Below are 6,459 nucleotides of genomic sequence, written 5' to 3'. Positions count from 1 at the left end.
TTATTCTGTAACACTACGGGGTTGGTTATCGCCCCTCATTTGGTCTTTATCCCGTCCTTATGCAGACCGCGTAGCCCGGTCTTTAGTAGAAGCGGTAGAAAAGACGGCATTGCCAACGGTATCTGGTAAGAAAAAATCCCTTAATGATAGTTGTTTGGATTTTTAGGTACTGGGAACAAAAGGACAAAGCGACAAGGAGGAGAATAAAAAATTACCTCTTTCGCCTCTGCTCCCTGCCCCTCTGCATCTTCCCAATGCCCAAAGAAAGTTAAGATTCTATTAGGTAATAATGCAATTTGCTAAGTTTTATTACGGCATTGACAGTGAAAACACTAAGCTGACCTTACTTAAGAAAGCATCCAGTTAATAGCTAAGATGTTCGCTATAAGTGTATTTATTCATTTTGAATTTTGAATTTTTATGTACGATGTCCTCGATTCTCGCTCTGTCTTAGAAGTGTTGCGACCAGTGGAAGACCCAGAACTCCGCAAAAGTCTGGTGGAACTGAATATGATTCGCAACGTAAAAATTGACGGTGGCAAGGTTAGTTTCACTTTGGTGTTGACTACTCCCGCCTGTCCTTTACGTGAATTTATCGTTGAAGACTGTAAGAAAGCTGTCAAAAAACTCTCAGGCGTTACAGATGTCAGCATAGAAGTAACGGCAGAAACACCGCAACAAAAAAGTTTACCTGACCGCACTGGTATTTCTGGGGTGAAAAATATCATTGCTGTTTCCAGTGGCAAAGGCGGCGTTGGTAAAAGTACGGTGGCAGTGAATGTAGCAGTTGCTCTAGCTAAAACTGGGGCGAAAGTCGGTTTGCTAGATGCTGATATTTACGGCCCCAATGACCCCACCATGCTGGGGCTGGCTGATGCCCAAATTACTGTGCGTTCCAGTGAAACAGGTGACATCCTGGAACCTGCTTTTAATCACGGCGTCAAATTGGTTTCAATGGGCTTTTTGATTGACCGAGATCAGCCAGTAATTTGGCGGGGGCCTATGCTCAATGGTGTAATTCGCCAGTTCCTCTATCAAGTGCAATGGGGAGAACTGGACTATTTAATTGTAGATATGCCACCGGGAACCGGAGATGCTCAGTTAACTTTAACCCAAGCAGTGCCAATGGCAGGAGCAGTAATTGTTACCACGCCACAAAATGTAGCCCTGTTAGATTCTCGCAAGGGATTGCGGATGTTCCAGCAGATGAATGTCCCGGTATTGGGAATCGTGGAAAATATGAGCTATTTTATCCCCCCCGATCAACCGGATAAGCAGTATGACATATTTGGTTCCGGTGGTGGCTCAAAAACAGCCGCCGAATTGGGAGTGCCACTTTTGGGGTGCGTACCGCTAGAAATTTCAACACGAGTTGGCGGTGACAGTGGTGTGCCAATAGTTGTTGGCGAACCAGATTCAGCTTCAGCAAAAGCATTAACAGCGATCGCTCTTACCATTGCTGGTAAAGTATCAGTTGCTGCCTTAACATAATTAATTTTAATTTCTATCTACTTCCTGGGCTATCTCTTGGGAATACTAGGGACTGGGGAGTGGGGAAAAAGCAGGGGAGCAAGAAAGAAGAATTTTCCCCTCTGCACCCTGCCCCCCGCCCCTCTGCCTCTTTTGAATTCCCAACAATTAAAGCTAAAGTCTAAACTTACACAATGTTATTAAAACGATCGCTCCCCAAAATTCGCTGGAAGTCTTGGGTTAAGCCTTGGCAGAATGTAGATTGGCTACTATTTTGTTTGCCGATTGCTGTCAGTATCTTTGGCGGCCTCATGATTCTCAGTACGGAACTGAAGCAGCCAGTAACTGACTGGTGGTGGCACTGGATGGTAGCGGGTATCGGCGTGCTTATAGCCCTGTTTTTAGCTCGCATCCGTTATGAAGTCTTGATGCAGTGGCACTGGGTAACTTATGCACTAACAAACTTCAGCTTAATTGCCGTGATGATTGCTGGTACTAGCGCCAAAGGGGCGCAAAGGTGGATTAGTATCGCCGGCTTTAACGTGCAACCCTCAGAATTTGCCAAAATCGGCATGATCATCACGTTAGCAGCTTTACTACATAGGCGTACTGCTTCTACCCTCGAAAGTGTTTTTCGCGTTCTGGCAATCACCGCTATACCTTGGGGATTAATATTTTTGCAGCCAGATTTAGCAACATCACTGGTATTTGGTGCGATCGTTTTAGGAATGCTTTACTGGGCAAATGCTAACCCAGGCTGGTTAATTCTGATGATTTCTCCTGTGGTTGCCGCCATTTTGTTTAGTATATCTTGGCCCTTATCAGAACCAATAGTTTTATTCAAACAACTATCTTTTGGCCCATTAGGAATAGTTTGGTCATTTGCGATGGCTATTGTGGGCTGGCAAACTCTTCCCTGGCGTCGATTTGGTTTAGGTGCTATTAGTGCGTGGACTCTCAATATACTGGGTGGCGAATTAGGAGTCTTCGCTTGGAACCATGTTTTGAAAGAGTATCAAAAAGATCGGCTAACTGTATTCATGAACCCCGATCACGATCCACTTGGTGCTGGATATCACTTAATCCAATCTCGTATTGCTATTGGTGCTGGTGAAATTTGGGGATGGGGTCTGTTCAAGGGGCCAATGACACAACTGAATTTCGTACCTGAACAGCATACAGACTTTATTTTCTCCGCAGTGGGGGAAGAATTCGGTTTTGTTGGTTGTTTGGTAGTGCTGTTTGCCTTCTGCTTAATTTGCTTCCGTCTACTGCATGTTGCCCAAACCGCCAAAGATAACTTTGGTTCCTTGTTGGCTATTGGCGTTTTGTCCATGATTGTATTTCAGCTAATTGTCAACATTGGTATGACAGTTGGTTTAGCGCCTGTGGCAGGAATCCCGCTACCTTGGATGAGTTACGGGCGTTCTGCTATGCTAACCAACTTCATTTCCTTGGGAATAGTAGAATCAGTAGCAAATTTTCGCCAAAGGCAGAAGTATTATTGATTCGTCATTAGTCATTTGCACTTCCCCAAGGACAAATGACCAATAAGAAGTATTAAGCTATTAAAAGGAAACAAGCGAGGCTAAAAACATGATTCTGCCTGGAGCAACTGTTCGCGTCAACAATCCCGCAGATACCTATTATCGCTCCGAAGGACTCGTGCAACGGGTGAGTGATGGCAAAGTCGCCGTATTATTTGAAGGTGGTAACTGGGATAAATTAATTACCTTTCGCCTGAAGGAATTGGAACTCGTAGAAACCACAGCCGGACGTAAAAAAGCCAAATAATATTAGTCATTAGTCATTTGTCCTTTGTCGTTTGGCAAAAACTAATACTTCTCTTTTTAGGCTGCGCTAGAGGCAAAGCTCAGTACAAGTGACTAATGACCAATGACTAAATTACTATGCGCCTCCCCTTACCACAGTTTGCAACTGGCGATCGCCATCCCAACCACATTGCGGAGGTGATTGAAACTACTAGTACTGAGTTTTTAGCTCAGTGTTTGGAACCGGACGATTTGAGCTTTCCCTCCATGCCACCCTTTGGTAGTTGGGTCTGTTCTGTAGATGAAGAATCGGGCAATCAAGTTTACGCTGTTGTGTATTATGCCACAACTATGCCCATAGATTCTGTACATCGGGCTAGAGCTTTGGGGTTGTCATTGCAAGACTTACGCGAAGAACAACCCCAGATATTTGCCATGCTCAGAACAGAATTTAGGGCTGCGATCGTAGGATTTGAGCAATCTTCCCAGGATCGAGGTTATAACCAAAGAATATATCAATATCTACCACCGCGTCCCCCGCAAATTCATCAAGCTGTTTATCGGTGTGAACCAGAAGCAATCATTAAATTTACTGAAGAACTAGATTTTTTGCGGACACTTCTTTGTATTAACGGTGCGCCAGTAGAGTCTTTGGCCGCAGCTGCCATTCGAGATATATACCAGTTACGCAAAGCTGACCGAGAATGGCTAATTAAAGCTGGACGTAGCTTAAGTGTGCTACTTAAAGACGACTACGATCGCTTACGGTTCATTTTGAGTCAAATCCATCCGTAGGTAGTTAGTTCACAGACAATTGCCTAGTTAGTGTAAATTAATATATTTGATTTTTCCTCAGGTGGCTTCTCTATTTATTTATATTGATTAAGCGATCGCCCCAAGCAAGGGAATCGTAGTTTTACCATAGCCCCTTCATTCCTACCTATGGAACTCATATCACAAGTTCTTGCTCTAGAGCCAACTTCCCAAGTTCTTGGCAAGGAACCAATTGTTCCCTTTGCTATTTTGCTGGTGGTGATCTTAGTTATACCGATCATGTTTGAGCGGCTAAGATTACCAGGATTAGTGGGTTTGGTTTTCTCAGGGCTAGTACTCGGCCCCTCAGGCTGGAATCTATTTCAGTCGGACTTGTCGATGATTAACCTGCTCTCAGACATTGGGTTAATTTACTTGCTGTTTGTCGCAGGGCTAGAAGTTGATCTAGAACAGTTTCGTCGGCAAAAAAGTCGTGCCTTCGGGTTTGCTAGCTTAACTTTCAGTGTACCCCTGGTAATGGGAACCTTGGTAGGGCTGATTTTAGGCTATGGCTGGAATACTTCAATATTAGTTGGCTCTTTATTTGCTTCCTATACTCTTTTGGCATATCCCATAATCAGCCGTTTGGGAGTGAGCAATAACGAAGCTGTTACGGTAACAATTGGAGCTAAAATTTTTACAGATATTGGCGCAGTACTGATATTAGCCGTTTGTGTAGGTGTCGCTCATGCTGGAACATTCAGCTTTGCGAAACTACTCAGCTTCTCAGGTTGGTTAATTATTTACTCTGTTGCCGTTGTAACAGGCTTTGATTGGGCAGGCAAAGAATTTTTCAAACGGTCTGGAGACGACGAAGGAAACAAGTTTTTGTTTGTGTTGCTTTCTGTGTTTCTGGCGGCTGTGGGCGCTCAATTGATTGGGATAGAGAAAATTGTTGGTGCGTTTTTAGCGGGTTTGGCGGTAAATGAAGCTGTAGGGGAAGGCCCAGTCAAACAAAAAATGGTATTTATTGGCAGCGTGCTATTTATTCCCATTTTCTTTGTTGACCTTGGCTTAACAATAAATCTACCCGCCTTTGTGAACAACCTAGACACGCTCAAGTTAACGCTGTTGATGATAGTCAGTTTAATTGTCAGTAAATTGATTGCAGCTTTTTTCACAAAACTGGTTTACCGCTACAACTGGCAAGAAATGCTAACCATCTGGTCGCTATCACTTCCCCAGGTTGCTACAACGTTAGCAGCAACGTTAGTGGGATACCGGGCTGGGTTGCTGCCACTAGAAGTATTACACAGCGTGATTGTCTTAATGGTTGTCACATCAACCTTGGGGCCGTTGATCACTAATAGAATAGCTGTTGGCTTAAATTCCTCAGCCCCCGAAGATCCACCACCACCCCAACCTGACCAGAACGCACCAAAAACAGACAGTGCTTTTACTATAGTCGTACCTGTCTATAATCCTCATACTGAGCAGTATTTGATTGAAATGGCGGCGTTATTAGCGCGTCAGTGTAAAGGCAAAATTATACCGCTTGCGATCGCTAATGCCACTGCTCAAATGGATGCACCGCAGTTAGAAGCATCTCTACAACGGAGTGAGCAATTATTAACAAAAGCCACAGTACATAGTCGAGTATTGGGCGTAGCCGCAGAACCAATGCTGCGGATTGATGATGCTTTTGCTCAAGGAATTAGCAGAGCGGCTCGTGAACAAAAGGCTAATTTAATCGTTATGGGTTGGGGTAAACGGACTGGGTTACGAGCGCGTTTATTTGGGAATGTGATTGATGGTGTGCTTTGGGCATCTCATTGTCCAGTAGCGGTAACACGTTTAGTAGAATCACCGAAAAAAATTCAGCGCATCTTAGTACCAATAGAAAACTTAACAGCACCGACATTACAGCCTGTACAATTTGCCCAGATGTTGGCAGAGGCAAATCAGAGCCACATTACTGTACTGAATGTGTGCGATCGCCGCACTAGTTCGAGTAAAATTGCTTGGAGGCGATCGCATCTCTCCTTATTGGTATCTCAATTAGCTTTGACCAATGCCCCAGAAATTCAAATTATCGCTCATGAGAATGTTGCCCAAGCAATTTTGCAGGCAGCACGATTATATGATTTAGTAGTTTTACCTTTTATACGTAATCGTACCAGCCCTGGAGGATTAGCCATTAGCGATGTCACAACTCAGTTAGCTAGACAACTCACCTGCTCCATTGTCATGCTTGGAGAACCGCAACGCACTCAAACCACAAATTTAGTTATATCTAAAACGGTTACTGGCATTACCTCTGCTGTATGATATGAGGTATTTAGTCCAGTCAAATGGACTTAGGCTGCGTTGGTGTAGTCCACCGGAGGCATCGCATTGACAACAAACTTTGCAAGAAATGAATCATCCGTGGGGGCGTATAGATGTATGCCCCTACAAATTTATG

5 protein-coding genes and 1 pseudogene are annotated in these 6,459 nt (G+C 44.1%); all 6 read left to right on the top strand.

Going from position 1 to position 6,459, the window contains the following annotated elements:
• Positions 1–166: pseudogene (locus VE944_RS13155) on the top strand (SRPBCC family protein); the annotation flags it as partial.
• 254 nt (positions 167–420) lie between these two features.
• Positions 421–1,491, top strand: coding sequence for an Mrp/NBP35 family ATP-binding protein (locus VE944_RS13150; RefSeq protein WP_324977659.1), 1,071 nt, complete (start codon positions 421–423; stop codon positions 1,489–1,491).
• Between the two features lie 173 nt (positions 1,492–1,664).
• On the top strand, positions 1,665–2,978 hold the full coding sequence (rodA, locus tag VE944_RS13145) for a rod shape-determining protein RodA (RefSeq protein ID WP_324977657.1): 1,314 nt from the start codon (positions 1,665–1,667) through the stop codon (positions 2,976–2,978).
• Positions 2,979–3,066: 88 nt separating this feature from the next.
• On the top strand, positions 3,067–3,264 hold the full coding sequence (locus tag VE944_RS13140) for an NAD(P)H dehydrogenase subunit NdhS (protein WP_324977656.1): 198 nt from the start codon (positions 3,067–3,069) through the stop codon (positions 3,262–3,264).
• Positions 3,265–3,380: 116 nt separating this feature from the next.
• Entirely contained in the window at positions 3,381–4,037 is a 657-nt protein-coding gene (locus VE944_RS13135) for an HAS-barrel domain-containing protein (protein WP_324977654.1), read from the top strand.
• A 147-nt stretch (positions 4,038–4,184) separates the two neighbouring features.
• Positions 4,185–6,323, top strand: coding sequence for a cation:proton antiporter domain-containing protein (locus tag VE944_RS13130; protein WP_324977652.1), 2,139 nt, complete (start codon positions 4,185–4,187; stop codon positions 6,321–6,323).
• Positions 6,324–6,459: the final 136 nt, after the last annotated feature.

Source organism: Nostoc sp., assembly GCF_035638895.1.
In the GTDB taxonomy this organism is placed as follows: Bacteria; Cyanobacteriota; Cyanobacteriia; order Cyanobacteriales; family Nostocaceae; genus Nostoc.
The sequence above is the reverse complement of the archived record's forward strand: the minus strand, read 5'-3'. Positions and strand labels throughout refer to the sequence as shown.